The following is a 19,093-nucleotide window of genomic DNA, read 5'->3' on the forward strand; positions in this document are numbered from 1 at the left end:
TTTTTTACTTTCTATTTCTAGTCCATATTTAGTCCAGAACTAATTTTTAATATTGATTAAATTATATCATTGACATATTTTAATGCCTCATTAAGTTCATATGGTTTAGATTTTGATAAATAGAAACTGTAATTCACTTCATCTATTAAAATATTGATATGATATAAATCTTTGTTTTCTCCTTTTAATTCTTCTTTAATTTTATTTAAAACTTGCATAACCATAGCATATTCTTTATCCCCTTTTATTACTAAATTCTCAAGGTATTTGGTTAAAAAAGAGCGATAATCATTTCTCTCAAAATCATCAAATTCTTTATCATAAATTAAGTCAAAAAGCAATTCAATAATGTTATAATCATTAACCACATTATAGTTAGCAAATTTATAAGAACGTATAGTGGGTATTTTCAACCCATTTTCCAATGCACTAACTAAGTATTCAATTGCTTCAATTTTATTGTTTAAAAATAAAGTTTTGAGCGCATTAGTCTTAAAAGTATCATTATTAGTATGCAAATATTCCAATGACCTATCGACACAAAAACCCTGTTCTCTATTAAATTCCGTTAAAATTTCTATAGCTGACCAATAAAATTGACTTTCAGGATCTTTACAACACTCTAACAACAAATTTGTATCATCAGTAAGTTTAAAATATTGCTCCAATCTCGCACTTAGATGACGAGACAAACCATCATTTAAAAAATATTCTTTTATCAAGGGATAAACTTCTTCAATTTTATGATCTAAGGCATACATTATATGATTTGCTAATGTCATAGAAAATAATTCCTTATTTTTCAGATTATCAACTATTCGTTTTTTGAATGCTTCATCATCATTTATTTTGTTTCTTAAATAGTCAAAACTCTCTTCAAGATTCCCCACTCCTTCTTGATTTACTAAATAATCAAACTCTATACAACCTACTAAAAACTCTTGAGATAAGTTGAATTTCAACAAATCTTCAAAAAAGATAATCGTCCTAATTTTAATATCATTATTTCTACCATTCCTATAATATGACTTTCCTCCCTCATTAATTATTATGACATTGTCAAAATCAAAATCCGTAGCTTCCTGAAGACACCAATCTATTATGCTTGTTTTTTGATGATCATATAAATTATATTCCCAATTACGTTCTTTGCAATCAGTTATATATTTCATTATTTGGTAGTACCTTAAAAAATTATCTTCAAGATTTTTACTTAAAATTTCATACCTCACAGGCTGCCTATTTTCAGAAATAAAAGTTCCAATTAATGACATCGGAGTATCGACCATTATATTATGATACCCATTCTTTTCATACCATTCATTTTCTATTTTATGATAATCTCTCCAGTCCATTGAATTATTAGTCTCCGAAAAAATCATTTGAATTCTTTCAGATAATAATTCTTTATCAAAAAGAATATTTAGGTTTTCTTGAATAGTATCAAAGAAATAATTCTCTTGTTGATCCTTTTCCTTTTGAGTAAAAAGACGTTCCGTAAATTGAATTCCTTTTGTTGACATTATTTCTTCGAATTGCAAAGCTAAATCAATACTGTTTGTATTTGAAATTCTATTTCTAAAGCCTTCCACCTCTCTAGCTCCCATACCTTTTTCAACCATTTTATTAGCAACTAAATGAATATTACTCATTCTAAGAATTCGAGCTACCATTGGAAGAATTTCCTTCAATTCCCAATTATTTATCAAATGCGTTACTGTCAAATCATATTTATTAGTATTCTTAATTATATGTAATAACAAGTCTCTGTGGGTATGAAACCTCAATTCAACATTAATTTCCTCTAGTAGACTAATTAAAGATTGTTCATCCTTAATTATGAAATAGATACATCTTTCTGAAATTTTCTCTATTTGGTTATTTACATCTCTTAATCTGATATTATTATTAAAATAATGTCTCACTGCTTGCAAAAAATTATCTGCCAATTTAAACTTAAAAACCAGCCTCTCAACTCTAGATTTATTTCCTCTAATAACCTCATCGTTGTCATTCCTCGGAAGAAGTTTGTTTGCTCTTTGAAATTCTTGATGTATGTATTCTGAAAATTCATCTACATTTTCAAAATCTTCTAGCAAATGTAACAGACTAGAATTTATCTGCTTATTAGATTCATTTATAAAAATTTTAAAGACTTCATCAATCAAACCGCGATCTTCACGTAAGATAGGTTTAGCGCATATTAAATCTAACATTTTACACTTTATGCCTATTTCTAAATCATCATCTTTTAGTTCCTCCAAAAAATATTTTTGGATTTCCCGAGCTCGAAAAAGGGGCAATTTGAAATACTCTAACAACTCTAAGGCGGAATACCGGATACGAAAATGTTTTACTTTATCTTGAATGATCTCAAATAAATACTTAAAGTTTTCACTGGTATCAGCAAACTTCCCTATCTTATCCATTTCATAGGTTCTTTTTGTATTTATCCACAGTGTTTTTCTTACACACTCTCTTTCAAAATAGGCTTGAAAGACAACATTCCTTATGTTGCTGCTAATTCTATCCGTATCTGCTCTAAACAATAACTCAGGTTCATTTATAGTAATCCATTCAACCAAATGTGCGAATTTATCAGAATTTACTGACAATAAATTAATGAGAAAAGTAATTGTATTAAATAAGGATGGATGGGTTTTGTTCGTTCCATCGATACAAATAAATTTAGTTATCTTCTTAAATTCCAACTCCACAAGAGCAAGCGATGCAAAGTATTCTTGAACATTTCTATGCACAAAAAATTTCTCTTGATCATCAGGTTTTGAATCAAATAAAGGATTTTTTCTAAATTCCCCATAAGCAGATATATCCCCATTAGTGATTTTTATAAGATCATCATCCCGAAAAGTATTTCTTTTCATCAACTCATTTACCAATGACAATTTTTTTGAGAATAAAACTATAATTGTCGGATTTAGTTTTCGCTTTCTAAATTTAAATCGACTATCGTCTTTTAATCTTCCCTGAATGTAGCTTTCCCACAATTCTGATGTATTTGTAGGAATCTTATTGTTTTCTTTAATATATTTCGCAACGATTTCTATTTGATACGGATTTTTAACAAAAACTTTAAAATTCTCATTAATAGATGATTCTGATATATGAATACTGCACTTACTTTCTAAAATCTTTATTCCCTGTTGTAAAGTTAAATCTTCTAAATAAAACTTATCAAACTCTACAATATTCTTGACCTCATCTTCATAAACATTTGTTCTACAACTTATCAGGAACCTACTTCTAATTTCAGTGCTTTCTACTTTTAAAATAAAGGTTTCTAACTTTGAAGTAAAATCTTCCACGTCAGAAATTTCGTCAATTCCATCGAGTATAAAAATAACATCTGCCAAAGTTTTCCAGTTTATTTTTATGAAAGAATCGATGTCATCGAGATTAGTAAAATTTCTAAGGTTTTTATGAATAGGAATAATCGGATTTTCTGAATCGTTCCACAACTCAACAGCTAATTGTTCTAATTCGGTGCTCTTCCCCAAACCGGGATTTCCTAATAAAGCAACTTTATCATTCTCTTGAACAACATTTTTTAATTCTTTCCCTACCCCCTCTATTTGCCATATTACATCGAGTTGCGATGAAGTATCCTCTTTAGAAAACGTTCTCTTAATAAGATCATTCCTTAAACTTATTTTACCAATAAACTTTTCTCCATCAACCCCTATCAAATCACTTTTTACAATCGGATTGAAGTCTACAATGGCTGCTAATTCTTCTGGTGATTTTATAATTAATCCATTTATGTATAACACTTTAGAATTGCTAATATTTTTAATGTTCACACTTTTATCAATTCCAAAAAAACGTTTAAACCAATTAATCATCTAATCTCTTGTTACATCAATTTCAGAATCATCTTTAACATTTTTTACGCTTATTAGAGTATCATCAATAACTTTTGACTTAATCCTTATTTTCGATTTTTCAACCCCTTCAATATCCGTGGATTTTGTCCTGCCCTCAACTGCCAATATTACTAAAGAAGAAAGTTGTCCTACAAAAACGATTGCTGGCTCATAACCCTTGTTGGAATAAAACCAAAAAGCAGCTAAAACTAGGATAACAAGATTAATAAAAATCAAAATATTTTTTAAAGATTTTTTCATACGCATAAAATTAGATTAGCAATAATAGCCAATAAGATTAACAAAATAATGTAAATGTGGGGAATATTCAAATAATCTAAAATTAGTTTATATGATAAAATGACAATAAAAAAAGTCATATTCTTAAAATACTTTTCCTTTGCTATATATTTATCGATTATTACTAATAGCTTCCCTAATGCAAAATAAAACCATCAACCTTTCAAATTTCATAGTTAAAGTTTATCGAAAAAAAGATAATAAGATTTCGTTCCATTTAGGCACACACATACTTTTTCAATCTGAAGATTACTTTGCTTCGACAGACTTAGAGAAAATTGAATGCTCTTTTTTAATCAAAGATGATTTAGAACTAAGGTTTCAAAAGATCAAAACAATAGTTTCCAATACAGACTATGATTATAGTTTCAATGGAAAAGCAAAAGTTATTCAGTTACATATGGAAACAGTTACTGACTATATGCATCTTGAAAATCGCGTTGTCGAATTGGAAATGAAATTTAAATTTAAAGAACACAATTATATAAGGGAAGAGGAATACTCTATCAGAAACTACGGTCTATTGAGGAAAATGTTTGATGAGCGATTTGAAGATTAAGAAAAATTAATATTTGCCAATTCATGTAAATCGATGCCCAAAACCTGCGATATCTGATAAAGATTATAAACAGTAGGATTCGCTTTACCATTCTCTATTTTCTCAATAGCTTGACGATCTTTATCACAAGCACGCGCCAAATCAGATTGGCTCCAGTCTCATTTGGAGCGAAGTTTCTTAATATGTAAATCTTTTTAAATCAAACCATAAAGCACCTCGAATAAGAAACAATATTTAATTCACCTCGTAATTCTATATGATATGGGAAGATTGACTCTAATTTCTTCCTTTGTTCTTCTTTACTTAACAGATCAATGGTTTATTAATAATTGTATGTGTTGAAAATAAAGCACCTATAGCTAATAAGGTAAAATATAACACTACTAATCGATTAGTTTTATTTAAAAATTGCAACAACTCAACTATTGGGGAATTATTAGTATTTTTAGTTTTTTCTCTAAAATCATTAAATGGACTTTAAAAAAATAAGCAAGGAACTTTTTGAAAAATATCGCTTACAAATAGTTTCTATTTCCGTTGCTATCCCTACAATTCTAGTTTTTTTTATACATATAAACTATTATGAAGATATTATCCCTATCTATTTTATTTTTTTAGGCTGTCTATTTATATGGGGAATAAGTATAAAATCAAAATACGAGCTGATTATTAAATTAATTTCAATTTGTCTATTCCTGCACCTTACAGTCTTCCCCTGCTTATATCTTTGGGTTATAAAAAAAGATATAAATAGCATTGTTATTGATCCCGAAATTTCAGCCATGGAAAAAGAGAGATCAATTCTTAGCTTATATACAAAGTACAAACCAACGGAATTAGTCAAACGAACCGAACTCTGCAAAAAAATTATTGAAGAAAAGTCAAGTTATTTAGACTCTTCAATTTCTGCACTAGGTAATAATATTTTATTTTTTAATGAGCTTATGATTCATAAAACAGATTCTGTTTTCTTTGGTAGTATCAATAGTGGTACACAAATTATACATAAAATTGCTGTATGTGATTCAGCCGGCAAACTAATATCATTATTCCCTTTCAAAGAAGAAGAAGAAGAAGATATGAAATTTTATTCTTTTTTCAATTATCAAATCAGTAATCAGACGGAAATAAATAATGAGTTTAAAAACGAACAGATAAGTATAGAAAAAGATAATAATTATTGGACTTATAGTAAAATTTTATCGTACTCATTTAGCACTTTTTTCACTGGAAATCTAAAACCTAAATCAAGAATTGCAAATATTATCTACGGTCTACACTTTATATCGGTATTCTTAGTATTATTATCTGTAATTGTTAGGTTATTCGCAACACAATTAAGTGAAAAAAAATAATATAAAGGTATCTATTATAAAGAGAACTATATGAGAAATGATCTATATCAAATGACTGAAGAAAAAGAAAAAAGACTCTGGGATAATGCTATATTTATTTTCGATTCTTCTGCTCTTCTTGACTTTTATTTTTTACCCAAAATAACTAGAGAAAAAATCTTCAACAATCTCTTAGAAAAAAAACTTCATAACCGACTATGGATTCCTGCACATGTCCAGTTCGAGTATTTAAAAAATCGTGAAACAACAATCTGCAAACCAATAGTTGAAAATTATAAACCATTAAAAGAGGAATTGAAAAAAATTAATAGCTTCATTTCAAACACAGACAAATGTCTTTCCAGCATAAAGAATAGAACCAAAAATGATGATAAGCATCCTCATTTACCAAAAGAAAAATTTAATAATTTTTCGAAACAACTAAAGGATTTCATAATTAAATCAGAAGAATTTGAAAAATCGATTATCACAGAAATAGCTATACAAGAAGAAGAAATAAACAACTTATTATCAGATGATGATGTCCAAAAAGCTATATACAAGAACTTTGAGGTAGGGGAAAATTATAATTTTGAAGAAATACTTAAAATAACAAAAGAAGGTAAACATAGGTATGAATTTTCTATACCTCCAGGCTATATGGATCGTAAAGATAAACAAGGAACTCAAATTTTTGGTGATCTTATTGTTTGGAAACAAATCTTAGAATATTCAAAAAAGACTCAAAAACCTGTTTTATTTATCTGTAATGATTTAAAAGAAGATTGGTGTTATTTAGAGAATACTACTGAGAAAAGAATCAAAAGTCCACGTGAGGAATTAATAAAAGAGATTTATGACCATTCTAATACAGAATTTTGGATGTATAATTTACCGCAATTCTTGTTTATGGCAAATAAGCATATAGAAGAAACTGTGAATGATTCTGAAATTTTGAGTTTTTACAAAACATTAGACTCCAAAGGCAAGATAAGAATTGGTCATTATGAGATCGCTCCACCTGATCACTATACATGTGATGCTTGTGATCAAGATGGGAATTTTGTTTCTTTTTGGACTAGTCAAACACTAAATAACGAATATCCAATTACACATCCTAGATCAAAATTATCATATATTAATACCAGCAATTGTACTAAATGCAACACCCTACACATACAATGTCATGAATGTGAACAAACAACAGGAATTTCAGATACGGATTACAATGAAAAAATAGAATGTATTGGGGGTTGCGGAAATGTTTTTTACGTTGATACTAGTAATGATTATGATTATATCGGAGAATACGAAATAATTTTAAAAGACCATAGAGCAAAAAAATGCAATTCCTGTAATGAAGAATTTGTAAATGAATTTATAAATACGGAAACTTGTTACGAATGTGAAGAAAAATATATACATAATTGAATAGATAATTAATATTCAAAAGAAATATTTTCTTTAGCACCCTCACCCTCGAAGCAAGGTAAAAACTCAAAAGCCCGTATATCTGAAGTTATATTCTTTAATTGTTTATCATAATCCGTATATATATCCTCTCGATAGTATTTCCTAAAACAAATAACAAGTTTGTAAAAATATCACTCGGCATTGGGATCGATACCGCTTCCCAAATCTAAAATATTATAGGTGACTTCTTCTAATCCATCATTTTTTATTTCCTGTCTGGATAATTTAGGCAACGCATACTCTAAAATTTTAAAATAAGTATCAATACGTTCTTTAGCATCTAATTGCTTGAAATCTTTTTTGATTTGTCCCCAATTATCATTTAATAATTCAGTTATTTTTTCTCTCAAAATCTTTGTATCCTGAGCTTGTCGAAGCGTCTTTTATATATACATTATAACTTAAACCACTACTTGGAGTTTCTGCATCGGTACTGGCTATCCAGCTTAAGGTAACTTCATCTCCGTTTACTACAGCTGTAGGATTTGCTGGAGCCGTGGGTAAAGTATTAGGAGTAATCGCATTATTAGTATATATTTTTGAAGTGAACGAGCTGGTGGTAACACCAGCCATGGCTATATCCAAATCTCCGTCATTGTCGTAGTCTCCCCAAACCGCATTGCTAACTGCTATATCGGTTAAATTACCAGTAACAAGATGGGTAAAATTACCGGCAGTATTTGTATATATTCTGGTTCTAGCGCCTCCTCCTGTACCTGTTAATAATATATCTAAATCTCCATCATTATCATGATCTCCCCAAGCCACTGAACCTTCCTGTACACCATGTAAGTTTGCCGTTGCCAGTTCTGTAAAACTGCCTGCAGTATTGGTGTATATTTTGGAGACGTTCGTGCTTCCTGTATATCCAGCCAATAAGATATCTAAATCTCCATCATTATCATAATCTCCCCATGCAACTGAACTAAAGGAAACACCTGTTAAATTTGCAGAGGTCAATTCTGTAAAAGTTCCATTATTATTATTATTGGTATAAATTTTCGAGATATCTTCACTTCCGGTATATCCTGTTAATAAAATATCTAAATCCCCGTCATTGTCATAATCGCCCCAAGCTAAAGCACCGCTATATAATCCTGGCAAATTTGCCGTAGTAAGTTCTGTAAAAGTTCCTTCATCATTGGTGTATATTTTTGATATAGGAGAAAAACTGCTTGTGCTACCAGTTAATAAAATGTCTAAATCCCCATCATTATCATAATCTCCCCAAGCTACATCTCCATAAGCTATTGCTGTTAAATTGGCCGTTCCGAGCTCAGTAAACGTACCTCCATTATTGGTATATATTTTTGCTACAGGAGTATCTCCAACACCTAAACCTGTTAAGAGTATATCTAAATCTCCATCGTTATCATAATCGCCCCATTCTGAAGATCCATATTGTACTCCTTCTAAATTGGCAGAAGCTAACTCTGTGAAAGTCCCTCCATTATTGGTATATATTTTTGAAATAGGATCAACGGCTACAGAAATTGATTTTTTTCCTGTTAACAACAGATCCAGATCTCCATCATTATCATAATCCCCCCACGCTAAGTCACTTTGGAAAACATCTGTTAAATTTGCTGTAGTAAGTTCTTCAAATATATTTTGTACTGTTACTGTAGCAGTTCTAGAATCTGAGTTTCCATTGACATCAGTCACTGTTAGGGTCACTACATTGGTTCCAGCATTGGTACTGTTAAATGTAGTGATATCCAGGCTCATGGATTGAATTCCACAGTTATCAGAAGAACCATTGTCTATCTGTGCCGGAGTAATGCTCGCATTTCCCAAAGCATCTAATTGTACCGTAATGTCTTGGGTTACTATGGTGGGATTGGTAGTATCTACTATACTAAAACTTCCTTCTGCAGAAAAAGCCGATCCTGCAAAACTATGGTCTACAGCTTGTACTTTAAAGGTATAATTCGTAGTACAAGCAGCAGGAAGTTTATATACATAACTGGTACCTTGTCCTACATTACCAATAGCTGGTAACTTACGCCATCCATCGTTTTCCTGTGCCATTGGACTAACGATGTATGCTGAGCTTATCGAAGCTTCTTTTATATATACATTGTAACTTAATCCATTACTAGGCGTTTCTGCATCTGTACTGGCTATCCAGCTTAGGATTACTTCATTTTCACTTACTACAGCTGTAGGATTCGTAGGTGCTGTAGGCGGCGTATTAGGCGTAAACGAATTATTGGTGTATATTTTCGAAAAGTTTACTCCAATAGACTCTTGTCCAGATACTAAAATATCTAAATCGCCATCATTATCATAATCACCCCAAGTAGCATTACCATTAAATCCACCAGTTAAACTTGCAGAAACTAATTCGGAAAAAACACCTGAAGTATTGGTATATATCTTAGTAATAGAAGCACCACTATTTAATCCAAAGAGTAATACATCTAAATCGCCATCATTATCATAATCGCCCCAAGCAACTGAGCTGTATTGAAGTCTTGGTAAATTCGCAGTAACCAATTCTGTAAAAGTACCTGCATTGTTGTTATATATTTTTGAAACGGTAGTACTTCCAGTATACCCCGTCAATAAAATATCTAAATCGCCATCGTCATCATAATCGCCCCAAGCTGCATGACTATAAGATACCCCTGTTAAATTTGCAGAAGTAAGTTCTGTAAAAACTCCATTAGTATTCGTATATATTTTTGATATATCTGCACTCCCAGTATACCCTGTTAAAAGAATATCTAAATCACCATCATTATCATAATCGCCCCAAGTGGCAAAGCTATCACTAACTCCTATTAAATTTGCGGTAGCAAGTTCTGAAAAGACTCCATTATCATTTGTGTAAATTTCTGATTTAGATGCTCTTGTTATTAAAACATCTAAATCGCCATCATTATCATAATCGCCCCAGACTACTGAACCACCAACAAAGTTTGGTAAATTGGTACCAGTATCTTCGGTAAAAACCCCATTAGTGTTGGTATATATTTTTGTAACTCCTGAAAAACCCCCTATAGAACCCGTTATTAACACATCCAAATCCCCATCATTATCATAATCCCCCCAGGCTCCCTTACTGTAATTCAAACCTTGTAAATTAGCCGAAGTAAGCTCTGTAAAAATCCCGTTATTATTGGTATATATTTTAGAGTATGCATTAAGTGTTACTGGTGAATCCTGCCCTATTAAAAGTACATCCAAATCTCCGTCATTGTCATAATCTCCCCAGGCTGCTGAACTATTAAGCAAATCCATTAAGTTTGCAGTACTAAGTTCAGTAAAAGGTCTTAAGTCCACAGTAAAAGTACCCTCGGTAGAAAATGCAGAACCCGTAAAATTATGATCAATAGCCTGTACTTTAAAAGTAAAGTTAGTATTTACGCCGTGATATTGTTGAGGTAGTTTCCATGTATATGAAGTGTTTTGTTGCGCGTTACCTATGTCAGGAAGTTTACGCCAACCATCATTTTCTTGTGCCATCGGGCCAACGGTATATGCTGAGCTTGCCGAAGCATCTTTTATATATACATTATAACTTAATCCACTGCTAGGAGTTTCTGCATCGGTACTGGCTGTCCAACTTAAGGTCACTTCATTTCCATTTACTACTGCCGTTGGCGTAGTAGGTGCAGTAGGAGCTGTGTTAGGTGTAACTGTATTATTAGTAAATATTTTTGAGCTTACAGGAAATTCTCCTGTTAATAGTATATCTAAATCACCGTCATTATCATAATCTCCCCATGCAGAACGACCAAATGCAGCGCCTGGTAAATTGGCTGTAGCAAGTTCAGTAAAAGCTCCAGCTGTATTGGTATATATTTTTGAAATATTTCCACTTGCAGTCCAACCATTCAATAAAACATCCAAATCGCCATCATTGTCATAATCGCCCCAAAGCGCAGCACCCACATTAACTGCTGTTAAGTTCGCTGTGGCCAGCTCGGTAAAAGTCCCTGCCGTATTGGTGTATATTTTTGAAATACTTGCGCTAGCTGTGCTTCCTTCTATACCGGTTAACAATATGTCTAAATCGCCATCATTGTCATAATCGCCCCAATCTACTGAGCTAAAAGACACTTGTGCTAAATTTGATGTGGCGAGCTCAGTAAAAGTCCCTGCCGTATTGGTGTATATTTTTGAAATACGCGAACCTCCTGCGGAGCCAGTTAGTACAATATCTAAATCTCCATCACTATCATGATCACCCCATGCTACTGCACCATCTGTTACCCCAGTTAAATTTGCTGTAGCTAGTTCGGTAAAAGTTCCCGCTGTGTTGGTATATATTTTTGAAACTGTAGCACTTCCTGTAAATCCTGTTAGTAAGATATCTAAATCTCCATCATTATCATAATCACCCCAGGCTACCGCACCATTTGTTATTCCTGTTAAATTTGCTGTGACGAGTTCGGTAAAAGTCCCTGCTGTATTGGTATATATTTTTGAAATGGGTGCGCTTCCTGTCCAGCCAGTCAATAATACGTCTAAATCGCCATCATTATCATAATCGCCCCAGGCTACAGCACTATTATTTACTCCTGTTAAATTTGCTGTGGCAAGCTCAGTAAAAGTTCCTGCAGTATTGGTGTATATTTTTGAAACCCTTGTACTACCTGTCCAACCAGTTAATAATACATCTAAATCTCCGTCATTGTCATAATCTCCCCATGCTACAGCACTTTGAGTTACATCGGTTAAATTTGCAGTGACTAGTTCGGTAAATGTTTGCGCATTAATTAAATAGCTAATTAATAAGCATAGGCATAGTAGTAGTTTTTTCATAGTAAAAGGGGCATTATTTTGGGGTTCTTTATTTATCTATTCATAGGTAATACAGTTAAACTTCTATTTACCCTATTTTTTTGAGGGATTGATCCCAATGTATGTTATTGAAACACCACTTCCTTATCCTATACGTAGATTTCCATCCTTAACCATTTCGATATCTACCATTATCTTATTCATAAAAAGCTTTATCAGAAGAGTTCAATACCAATTCTCATATAAAATTAGCTGTTATACCATTTACATTTTGAATATGTATTTATACAAGTAATTCATTACACCTAATATCGATTAATTAGAACTTCGGATCCAACCAATATCTCAATAAAACTATATAGGTATTAAAAAATTACTTCCCGATATTCGAACGATCAACTTTATTTTCTCGCGTTTGTTCTTGCATAGCTGTTATCATTTCTTTTAACTGATCGATTTCGTCTACTTTATTTTTTAATTCATCTATTTGAGCTTGTTGTGCTTTTACTGCTTCTAGCAAAACAGCGGTGAGGGACATATAATCCATGGACTTGAAACCTTCATTATTGGTTTTTATCAATTCTGGATATACTTTTTCCACTTCTTGGGCAATCAATCCTATTTGCCTATCCGTTGTAAAGTTTTGATCAGGAAAATCCTCTGTTTTCCAATAATAGGAAACACCTCTCATTTGTTTGATATTTTCGATAACATTAGGGAGTGCCGTAATATTCCTTTTCCATCTTACATCTGAACTGCAAGTTCCTCCAGTACAATTAACTGATCCATTTACATCTAGTTTTACAGAAGGATTATTTCTGCCAATCCCTACTTCTCCGGCAGCATCAATAACTAACCTTCTGGCACCTGCTGTATTATCATAGATATGAAATTCTCCTGGGTTAACGTCAAAAGCACCTTGTATTCCCACGAATATTTCTCTCTGTGCATTTTTTGCAACCATGCCTGCCCAACCATTACCTGTGTTTTCTAACCGTACACGAGTTCCATTTCCGGCATCTGTAATATGTAGTTTGTCATCTGGGCTGGTTTCATTAATTCCAACTTCACCTCCTTGATTGATAATCATCTGTGTATTCCAAGAAATTGGATCTCCTGCAGCTGCAGATATCCCATCTGCATGTTTAAATTCTATCCAGGCATCATTATCGGTATTTGCAGTAGCATTAATATCGATAAACGCTGCATCTTCGTTTCCTGCAATAAATGTCTCATTAATTCCGTGACTAGCATTCCATTTATGTTGCACTCTACCATTACCGTCTTGTACACTTATTAAATAGTCCGAAGTAACTCCTGGCATTACAATACCTTCGCCTCCGTTTAGAGATGTATTATTCACGGTTGCATTTGCAGCTGTTGAAATGAAAGTATTTGATGTTGTTGTACTTACGCCTGTTATATTATTAGTATTTAAATTCAGGTCTTGGGTTGCAGTATGGTTTCCCAGGTTATCTCCTAATTCGGTTGTTTTGGAGTGCATAGCGTATGGCACGCTTAGCAGTTGTTGTGTTCCTATCGAGCTATAAGAAGTTCCTCCACTTATATCGACACCTACTTCTATATAATAGGTATTCACACTCCAGTCTATTGCTGTAAAACTATCTGAAGTCGTTCCAGTTCCTACAGCAATACTAAATACACCATAGGTGTTTGTAGATGCGGTATGTGTTTCTGTATACAAGGCTGTACCTGCAGTGCCTCCCTGTCTTATAATCATTTCTATACCAATAGAAGTACTGACAAGCAATTCGCCATTTGTATCCCTGACCGCGGCCTGGTAATTAAAAGCATTAGGGGTTTGTGACAATGCCATGTTAACAAGTAGTAACATGGTTATAAGCTGAAGTGTTTTCATAAGGGGAGATTTATTTTTTTGGTTAGTATTTTAGTAAAGGTACTTAACTTCGAATAAGTTAGTTAGTAAAACTAAATATATTCAAAAGAATAAATTTCATTGTTAATAAATGAACTACCACTGTATCACTCACAATGGCAGTTCTTTATCAAATATAATCTTTAGACCGAGAGCACTAGGCTATCAGTTATTATGTATCAGAAATATTAATTCTTTGTAATTCGTTTGATCGCTTCTTTATTTCCAGAGGTGATTTTTACGAAGTATATACCACCAGCAAGATGAGACGTATTCAATTGATAACGGCTTACCGCATCTTGCTCTATACGTTTAATAACACGACCGCTCATGTCCATCACTTCTATAGTATCCATTGGATTTTCTGAGGATTCAATATAAAGTGTACTGCTGGTCGGATTAGGATATACTGTTATAGCTTTAGAAAACAGATTGTCTTCTATTGCTAATAATGGTACCACATTAACGGTTCTAATCACTTCTATTGCATCATTACAAGATACATCCGTAGCGTTATAAGTTACACTATATGTTCCTACAGTATTCGTATCCACCGAAGAAGCATCGATCACTACCATAGATCCATCATCTGCAGTTGCTCCTAATTCTGAATATGCAGTTCCTTGTACAATTTCTTGCGGATTATCTCCTGTCAAAGTAATAACAGGTGCTGTAGTATCTGTCGTGGTAATCGTTACTGTTGCATTTTGCATAGAAACATTACCATTAAGATCTGTAGCGGTAAGGGTTACGATATTTGCACCCAAATTGGTACAATCAAAGTCCGTTTGAGATGCTACTAAGGTATCGACGCCACATCCATCGGTTACAATACGTACTGGGTTAAAAGCAACCACATCATTGGTAGCACCCCATTGCGCAGCATTACGACCTGGTACAATAACCGCAGCAGTACCATCCATATTTTCCAATCCTTGTGTTTTATCATCGGTAGTTTGTGGAATATTGGTAGTATGTATTTCAATACGATTTGTATTTTCAAATAATTTCACCTGGGTGGTAGTGATATCATTTACATCATCAATATGTGTTACACTATCCCAGTCCATAATCAGGATACGATTAGGAGCGGTTCCTATGGTTTCATAACGCATGGTTCCTCCATCTTCGGGATTGATATCATTCCAGTCAAAAGCAATTAAATTGCTTGGTTCATTAACAGTAGCATCTGGAAGTGATTGTCCGTTACAACATCCGTCTGAACTATTAGCTGTAAAGGTCAGAAAGCCATTGGATGAAATATAAAATTCTGTATAAAGATTGCCGTAGAATGCAAATGTAAATCCTATTGGTAAGGCCGAAGTAACCTCATCATCATTAAGAACAACCTCTGTTCCAGTCATACTAATGTCTACTCTGTCTAAACTACCTGTCATATCTACCGTATAATCACTGGCAAACGGATCAGGACCTAACAAGTCATTTGCTGTTAATGAGGCCATACCCGACACGTCTAACGCCAAGGTCTGATCTTGTGCGGTAAAAGTTGGGCCTTGTGTATCCTCTACAGTAACCGTATAGTTACAAGAGGTAGTACCACCGATTCCATCAGGAATATCATACGTAAACGTAGTGGTTGTTCCTTCAGCTAATAAGGTTCCGCTTGCCGGACCAGCTGTAATATTGCTAGCACATGGATAATTATATACCGCTCCACATGCATCTGCATCTACCTCAAGCGTTTGATTACCCGGACAAGAAGGTGCTGCGATGGTTACGGTTGTGTTACAAGAGAAAATATTTCCACTTAAATCGGTAACGGTAACGGTTATTATATTATCTCCTATATCTGCACAGGTAAAATTAGATTGGCTTAAATTTATACTATTAATACTACAATTATCCATAACGTTTGTAATCACGTCTACATCTGTAATAGTTGTATTACCTGTAGCATTCAACTCGACAGTAAAAGGGGCTACACATTGTCCTGTAGGATTCTCTGCATCATTTACAAAAACTGATACTTGAGTTGTAGTAGTTTGTCCCATATTATCAATTGCAGTCAGCGTAACTATATTAGGTGGCCCCGTAGTTATATCTGCACAACTAAAATCGGCTTGACCTGTAATCTCAAAACTTTGTAATCCACAATCGTCTGCAGCACTTGCATTCAAAGCCGCCAAAGTAACAGAAGCGGTAGGATTCATACTATCTATGTTTAAAGTAATCGAATTATCTGAAGTAATTACTGGAGCTGCGTCTTCAATAATTACTGTTACATCTACTGGCGTGCTATTTCCTTCATCGTCTGTAGCAATCACTTGTATGGCATTAGTCCCTATATCAGCGCAGGTAAAATCAGTTTGACTTAAGCTTTGGTTGACATTCACACAATTATCGGTAAAACCTAATCCAAAATCTGCAGGAGTAATGGTAAGATTACCAGAAGTATCTAAATTACGGCTAATACTTGTAGTTCCTGCCGGAGAGAGATCCCCACGTACCCACATTCTGTGAATAGTGCTTTGCGTATTATTAGCTTGATCATCTACTTCCCATCGATTTCCTAATCCACGGATTCCCCAATGAAACTGCCCACCTCTCCAAAAAGGAAATTCTGTTAAGGCTAAATCCCCTTGACTAGAGAACGTATTAGGTGCATTGGCAGGTATATTAGCTGTATGATTGGTTAACGCTGTAAAATTAGTGACATTGTTGATACCACTAAAAGAGCCATTTCCTGTTTTTACATAGCTTATGGCATTGGTGTAGCTCGTTCTAAAATCGATGATTCGCGTATGCCCGGTTGTCTCTCCATAAAATCGCATTTCTTCAAAATCGATGGCAGCTGCTAACTGATTCCCCATGTGTCCCCAATTGGCAGTTGCGGCTTCATTATCACCTAAGGTAGAGGAGCCCAATAAAGGTAAATCTGTATTACGTACTTGTAATACAGAGTTGTCTCCGGCTAAATGTACATAGTTCAGTACCATTAACCAACCACCACCATCTGTGTCATTGTCTAGTGCTCCTTGAAAGGTGCTTCCATTAAAATTGAAATAATACGTACCACTGGGAACACTCCCTACGGTAGACGCCAATAAATTGACAAATGGATTGGCCAACGTTCCATCACCCGCACCGACAAATACGGGAGCTGTAGTATCTTCGCCTGGACCACACTGAGCATACGAACCGTATACAGTGATCAGAATTGTTGCTAATGATAATAATAGTTTTTTCATAATGAAAGGGGTTTAAAAGTTTCTATTTAGTTTATAGTAATTCATTGAATGATTATCCTTTGTTATTTGTATTACAGCTAGGTTTTGAAATACCCTATTTATTTTTTTAATCTACACTAAAGGTAATCCCATCAAGAGACACCCAGTTTTGATTCACATTAAATCCGGTAGCGACCAAAACAGTTCCATTGGCATTAACATCTACCCGTATAGATCCGTTCTCGGTTTCTACTGAAAAGATGCGTGTTTTTGCAGGACGAAATCCAACTGGCAAGGTCATAATCGTATCTGCATTGTCAATGGCAGCGTTCTTTCTACACAAGCCTTCGAGGTACACGATGTTATTTACTTTTCGATATCTCGGATCCTGAAAGTTGGTGACACCAAAAGCAGCATTGTAATATTCCCAGCCGCCAACTGTGTTTAAGGTTAAAGCTGTGAAAGCTCCTATAGTATTTGCATTGTCTGTCCAACTTACATTTCCACTTCCGTCGGTGACCATTACCTGGTTTATAGTACCGTCTTGTGCAGGTAATGTGTAGGAAGTTCCAGCTCCTTGATTATCTCCATCAATTGTTAAGGATCCATTTAAGGTTGTATTTCCGTTTTTAAGCATCACCAACGCATCTCTTCTTTGTAAAACTGATATCCCATTACCAATAACAAAAAGACGGTCTGTAGCTACGAATGAATCTTTTGTCCCGTTTACTTCGGTATTATTGAATCCTATTGACATTTGTCCATAACTCGCCGCATTGGTAACAAATCCCATGGATATTGCACCAAAAGCTGAAGAAGTATTTGAATATCCAAATGCCATTGAAGCTCCGTCGGTAAGGTTATTGCCTTGACCTATAGCATAACTTATTACGCTATTTTCAATTGTATTGCTGCTTCCAATTGCGATGGAGTTTGCAGAAGTTGATCTTATAATATTATTTTCTCCAATAGCGATAGTACTTCTTCCTGCGGCAAGAGAACCTTGTCCCAGAGCTATGGATTCTTCTCCAACATTAGCATCATCCCATTGATCTCCAGGTTCATTATCCTCCGGATCATTTGGATCAAGATCTCTCAATCTACCCACACGAAAAGCTGCTTTGCTTTTATCAAAAAACATTTTAGCATTATCATCAATGGTCATAGGATCGTTATTCAACTGCGTACTCCCAAATACAAAATCGTCATTAACAATATCGCCAGTACTGTTACTGGTTATATTGGCTGTCGTAGAAAATACTTTGTCTCCAGAATTGGCCGCAAATAAGGCATAGGGGACTTGTTGTAATTTGGTGGTACCTATACTAGTATAGGTAGTTCCGCCTGTAATATCTACGGCAATACCGATCCATTGGTTTTGCTGACTCCAGTTAATAGTACCAAACGTATCTGAAGTCGTTCCAGTTCCTATGGGTAGAGAGATTATACCTTGAGCAGAAGATGTTACTGTATGTGTTTCAGTATATACCACGGTATCGGGAGCAACTCCTTCTAAAACCTGAACCTGAACTCCTATAGATTGATTTATTACCAAATCTCCTGTTGCATCTCTAACGACTGCCTGGTAATTAAAGGATTGTGCTGACGCAAATGCGCATGTAAATAATATGATGATGATTAATGTTCTATACTTCATTTTGTAACGTTTTGAGAAAACCATTTGAACACTTTTTTGATTAACAACA

Annotated in this window: 10 protein-coding genes and 1 pseudogene; 3 read left to right on the forward strand and 8 right to left on the reverse strand. The window is 33.9% G+C overall.

The window, feature by feature from the left end; genetic code table 11:
- Window positions 1-56: 56 nt before the first annotated feature.
- Both Q0975_RS20400 and Q0975_RS20405 read right to left on the reverse strand, forming a co-directional pair.
- Entirely contained in the window at window positions 57-3,863 is a 3,807-nt protein-coding gene (locus tag Q0975_RS20400; protein ID WP_299440094.1) for a hypothetical protein, read from the reverse strand.
- The gene (locus tag Q0975_RS20405; protein ID WP_299440096.1) at window positions 3,864-4,145 is read right to left on the reverse strand and encodes a hypothetical protein; all 282 of its coding nucleotides are present in this window, start codon (window positions 4,143-4,145) and stop codon (window positions 3,864-3,866) included.
- A 178-nt stretch (window positions 4,146-4,323) separates the two neighbouring features.
- Here Q0975_RS20405 and Q0975_RS20410 point away from each other — a divergent pair, with 178 nt between their 5' ends.
- Window positions 4,324-4,743: a hypothetical protein gene (locus Q0975_RS20410; protein WP_299440098.1), complete on the forward strand. Its 420-nt coding sequence runs from the start codon at window positions 4,324-4,326 to the stop codon at window positions 4,741-4,743.
- On the opposite strand, the pseudogene Q0975_RS20415 reads toward Q0975_RS20410, so the two are convergent.
- Window positions 4,740-4,886 (reverse strand): annotated as a pseudogene (locus Q0975_RS20415) (helix-turn-helix transcriptional regulator); the annotation flags it as partial. The gene Q0975_RS20410 and the pseudogene Q0975_RS20415 overlap by 4 nt on opposite strands.
- Window positions 4,887-5,213: 327 nt before the next feature.
- Here Q0975_RS20415 and Q0975_RS20420 point away from each other — a divergent pair.
- Both Q0975_RS20420 and Q0975_RS20425 read left to right on the forward strand, forming a co-directional pair.
- Entirely contained in the window at window positions 5,214-6,098 is an 885-nt protein-coding gene (locus Q0975_RS20420) for a hypothetical protein (RefSeq protein ID WP_299440100.1), read from the forward strand.
- A 30-nt stretch (window positions 6,099-6,128) separates the two neighbouring features.
- Window positions 6,129-7,508, forward strand: a complete 1,380-nt coding sequence (locus Q0975_RS20425) for a PIN-like domain-containing protein (protein WP_299440102.1) — start codon at window positions 6,129-6,131, stop codon at window positions 7,506-7,508.
- Window positions 7,509-7,681: 173 nt separating this feature from the next.
- On the opposite strand, the gene Q0975_RS20430 is transcribed toward Q0975_RS20425, so the two are convergent.
- The 5 genes from Q0975_RS20430 to Q0975_RS20450 all read right to left on the reverse strand — a co-directional run bounded on the left by Q0975_RS20430 (window position 7,682) and on the right by Q0975_RS20450 (window position 19,044).
- On the reverse strand, window positions 7,682-7,900 hold the full coding sequence (locus Q0975_RS20430) for a hypothetical protein (RefSeq protein ID WP_299440104.1): 219 nt from the start codon (window positions 7,898-7,900) through the stop codon (window positions 7,682-7,684).
- Window positions 7,881-12,323, reverse strand: coding sequence for a VCBS repeat-containing protein (locus Q0975_RS20435; protein WP_299440106.1), 4,443 nt, complete (start codon window positions 12,321-12,323; stop codon window positions 7,881-7,883). Before Q0975_RS20435 ends, Q0975_RS20430 begins: the two co-directional genes overlap by 20 nt.
- A gap of 352 nt (window positions 12,324-12,675) precedes the next feature.
- On the reverse strand, window positions 12,676-14,181 hold the full coding sequence (locus tag Q0975_RS20440; RefSeq protein ID WP_299440108.1) for a tail fiber domain-containing protein: 1,506 nt from the start codon (window positions 14,179-14,181) through the stop codon (window positions 12,676-12,678).
- A 206-nt stretch (window positions 14,182-14,387) separates the two neighbouring features.
- Window positions 14,388-17,408, reverse strand: coding sequence for a T9SS type A sorting domain-containing protein (locus Q0975_RS20445; RefSeq protein ID WP_299440110.1), 3,021 nt, complete (start codon window positions 17,406-17,408; stop codon window positions 14,388-14,390).
- Window positions 17,409-17,514: 106 nt separating this feature from the next.
- On the reverse strand, window positions 17,515-19,044 hold the full coding sequence (locus Q0975_RS20450) for a hypothetical protein (RefSeq protein WP_299440112.1): 1,530 nt from the start codon (window positions 19,042-19,044) through the stop codon (window positions 17,515-17,517).
- Window positions 19,045-19,093 lie beyond the last annotated feature (49 nt).

The sequence above is a fragment of the uncultured Aquimarina sp. genome (assembly GCF_947500065.1).
Lineage (GTDB): Bacteria > Bacteroidota > Bacteroidia > Flavobacteriales > Flavobacteriaceae > Aquimarina.